This window comes from Fortiea sp. LEGE XX443 (genome assembly GCF_015206815.1).
In the GTDB taxonomy this organism is placed as follows: Bacteria; Cyanobacteriota; Cyanobacteriia; order Cyanobacteriales; family Nostocaceae; genus Nostoc_B.
On sequence record NZ_JADEXZ010000143.1, the window covers coordinates 1 to 3,889 of the forward strand.

Genomic DNA, 3,889 nt, shown 5'->3' on the forward strand with positions numbered 1-3,889 from the left:
CCTGCCCCCTGCCTCTAATCAACCAAATTATCCAGAAGCATAAAAGTACTGCGATCGCACTGAAATTATTGACTTGGCTTTAACTGGAGAGCGATCGCATTAAATTGAAACAAATAGAACTAAATTTTTACAGGACTTAATACCTTTGGGTTAATGATTTTGAATAGGGCTTACACATTGATAGGAAAGACCAAATGTGAATAGTTTTAAAAACTAATCTGGTGTCAGTAATAAAATACACTTTAAGTTCTATTTTTGAAGCTGATGTGGTGTACTTAACTAACTGGAAATGCGCTCTAAAGACTAAACAAAAAACCGAAGAAATATTTGGAGGGGGTTTGGGGGACGCAACCGTCCCTCAATCGGGGGTTTGGGGGATTCTCCCCCAAATCTTGGCTCAGACATACCAATACCATGATTAATTTGTACAGTGCGTAAGTCCTATTGAAGTAACTTTTATTTATGAAGTTTTAGGGATATCACCCCTATTTTTGAGGACTACCAGTACTTGTCCAAAAAGTATTGCGTGTAAAATTCCAGGATTTTTGACAAACCTTAATTCTTGCTGAACTGTAACTAATAAGCAACAAATTTGCTTTATAATATGGATACATCTGTTACATATGTTACTTTTTGCAAACTAGTTTGCCACAGCGCAACTGTAAATGCACCGAGAAGTTAGATAATTGACTCAACTTTCATATTGATACAAGCACAGGGCAGACTTTTGTGATATCAATGTACACCAGTGAATCGACCAAGTATTCTGCTAGAGCAGATATCGGACACACAAGCCAGATTCTAGTGGTAGAAGATGAAGAGTTAATCCAAGAAATGCTAGCTGTAGCATTGGAAGAGGAAGGTTATGGAGTTGTAACAGCCCCTGATGGACGGGCTGCTGTCGAGTATCTCAAAAGTTTTGAACCCAACTCAGGAGAGTTTCCCTTTGATTTGATTATTCTTGACTTGATGTTACCGCAAATCAATGGGCTAGATATTTGTCGTTTACTGCGTCATCAAGGCAACCCAGTGCCAATTTTGATGCTGAGTGCCAAAGGTAGTGAAACAGATCGCGTGTTGGGTTTAGAAGTCGGTGCAGACGACTATCTCACCAAACCCTTTAGTATGAGGGAATTAGTAGCGCGCTGTCGTGCCTTACTGCGTCGCCAACGCTTAAGCACTTTACCGCAGCTACCAGTTTTAAAATACAAAGACGTTACCTTAAATCCTCAAGAGTGTCGCGTGTTGGTTCGGAATCAAGAAGTGAACCTTTCCCCGAAAGAATTTAGGTTGTTGGAATTGTTTATGAGTTATGCTCGGCGAGTCTGGTCACGAGAGCAATTGCTAGATCAGGTTTGGGGGCCAGATTTCGTAGGAGACAGCAAAACTGTGGATGTTCACATCCGCTGGTTGCGAGAAAAGTTAGAGTTAGATCCTAGCCATCCTGAATACATTGTGACTGTCAGAGGATTTGGCTATCGTTTCGGATAATTGGTGCAGATAGTTGTTAGTTTTTATTAATCACGACGCAACTAGCAACTGGGACTCACATGTTCTTATTGGGATTTATTCTAGGTTTGGCGGTAGGTATCGGTTTTTGGATTTGGCAACAGGTTCAACTAAACCGCTACCTGGGGCGAGTTCTGCAACCCTACTCTAGTTCTACTGAGGTAGCTTTGCCGTTGCTACCTTGTTTGCGTCAGGAAATCAAAACATTAAAGCAGCAGCGCCAAGATTTGCAACAATCCTTAGAAACCTATCAAGACTTGCTGGATTTTGCGCCAATGGGATATTTGCAAGTCGATGAAGAAAATCAACTGCTGTGGTGCAACCAACAAGCACGAGCAATTTTATATCTGCAAAGATGGCAACCAGGACAGGTGCGCTTGTTGCTAGAGTTGGTGAGGTCTTATGAACTAGATAGGTTGATTGAGCAAACGCGCGATCGCCAAAAACCTCAAACTAAAGAGTGGTTATTTCATCCCTCATCCGACAATCCGGCAGAGTTACCCACTATTAAGTCTATGACATTACGAGCATCTGGCTTGCCCTTACCCAATGGACAAGTGGGAGTATTTCTCGAAAATCGTCAACCATTACTGGATATGAATCAGGAACGCGATCGCTCCTTCTCTGATTTAGCTCATGAACTGAGAACACCTTTAACTTCGATTCGGTTGGTGGCGGAAACCTTACAAAACCGCTTAGAACCACCTTTAAATCGCTGGGTTGTCCGTCTCATGCAAGAAGTTGACAGACTAATTAGCTTAGTACAAGGCTGGTTAGAACTGACGCAAATAGAAGCCAACCCAAAAATGCAACTGCATCTTGAATCAGTAGAAGTGCGATCGCTGATTGTCTCTGTTTGGGAAACTTTAGAACCTTTAGCACAAAGACAACATCTCTCTCTTAACTATTCCGGGCCAGAAGATATTTGGATCAAAGCCGATCAAGCACGCATTTATCAAGTTTTTCTCAACTTGCTAGACAATAGTATTAAATACAGTTGCCCTAGCAGCAGCATTCAAGTGGAAGCAAAAATTATATCTTCAGAAAATAACCAAAAACATAGTTCTGCGTCTCCCACTTTAGAACTAAATTTAATTGATTCAGGTACAGGTTTTTCAGAAGCAGATTTACCCCATATTTTTGAGCGATTTTATCGAGGGGATCAAGCCAGAACTCATTCGCCCTTGTCAGAGAGTAATTCTATTAGCTCAATTGTTGGTAATGGTTTAGGTTTGGCGATCGTGCGGCAAATCCTTCTAGCACACGGTGGTTCCATTAAAGCAATGAACCATCCCAAGACTGGTGGCGCTTGGATGCAACTTATACTACCTGAAGTTGTGGCAAACTCCCAAAGCCAAGATTATAGTTAATAGTATCTTCACTTTTGAGAATACAAGTGTGGAAGCTGTCGTTTATAATCCCAACCCTGACAGTTCTCAGTTAGCACGCGCCATTAGGCGCTTAGAACGAGATGTTTTACGTATGGGGGCTTTGGTAGAACAATCATTTCGCCTTAGCCACCAAGCGTTATTCGCTCGTAACTTAACGGCTGCTGAAGAACTTCCCCAATTAGATAAGAAAATTGATCGCTTTTATAGACAAATAGAATCAGACTGTACCACAATCATGACCCAAGCACCAACAGTTCAAGATCTGCGCTGTTTGAGTGCTTTTATGCAACTAGTGCGAGATTTAGAACGCATAGGAGATTATGCCGAGGATTTAGCCGAAATAGCGGTGAAACTCTTTCCTTATCCACCTCATGCGTCCTTACCAGAAATTGAAGTCATGTCACACCACGCACAGGCAATGTTAGCAACTAGCTTGGTGGCTTTGGCAGACTTAGATGAAGCTGGTGGCCGGGGAATTAAGCACTTAGATGATGCTGTAGATAATGCTTACGATCGCCTCTATCAAACTTTAGCCCAGCAACGGGATTTCCCAGGAGTAGTAGAGCCAATTATACTGTTAGCACTAGCAATTCGTTGTCTCGAACGTATGGCTGATCATGCTACTAATATTGGTCAGAGAGTGGCTTACATCGTCACTGGCCAACGTTCTTAATTTAAATAGGTAAAGAAAACTTAATCAAATTTTTCTCTCTTTGGAGGCGAAAAGTTTGAAGCTAGGTTCCTCCAGATTATGGAATTAATTTTTTAGCGCATTTTTTGTAACTAAATACCAAGAATAAAAAATCGAGAATGGGAAAATCACACATACCAATTCTCGATTTTTTCTTAGCGGGTGTTTTATCCCTCTTCTGTCACTTTCCGGAATAAGCAAGTAGTTCAGGAGCTAAATCATCCAGAAGCATAAAAGGGTTTAAATTGATTCATGGCTGCAATTAAATGATTGAATCCCAGTAACAAATGTGAATTAG

The 3,889-nt window shown here is 41.3% G+C and carries 3 protein-coding genes; all 3 read left to right on the forward strand.

Going from position 1 to position 3,889, the window contains the following annotated elements:
* Positions 1 to 738: 738 nt before the first annotated feature.
* The 3 genes from IQ259_RS26725 to phoU are packed head-to-tail and all read left to right on the forward strand — an operon-like array spanning position 739 to position 3,573.
* Positions 739 to 1,491: a winged helix-turn-helix domain-containing protein gene (locus IQ259_RS26725; protein ID WP_193888997.1), complete on the forward strand. Its 753-nt coding sequence runs from the start codon at positions 739 to 741 to the stop codon at positions 1,489 to 1,491.
* A gap of 59 nt (positions 1,492 to 1,550) precedes the next feature.
* Positions 1,551 to 2,879: a cell wall metabolism sensor histidine kinase WalK gene (locus IQ259_RS26730; protein WP_193888998.1), complete on the forward strand. Its 1,329-nt coding sequence runs from the start codon at positions 1,551 to 1,553 to the stop codon at positions 2,877 to 2,879.
* Positions 2,880 to 2,907: 28 nt separating this feature from the next.
* On the forward strand, positions 2,908 to 3,573 hold the full coding sequence (gene phoU / locus IQ259_RS26735) for a phosphate signaling complex protein PhoU (protein WP_193888999.1): 666 nt from the start codon (positions 2,908 to 2,910) through the stop codon (positions 3,571 to 3,573).
* The last annotated feature ends 316 nt before the right edge of the window (positions 3,574 to 3,889 follow it).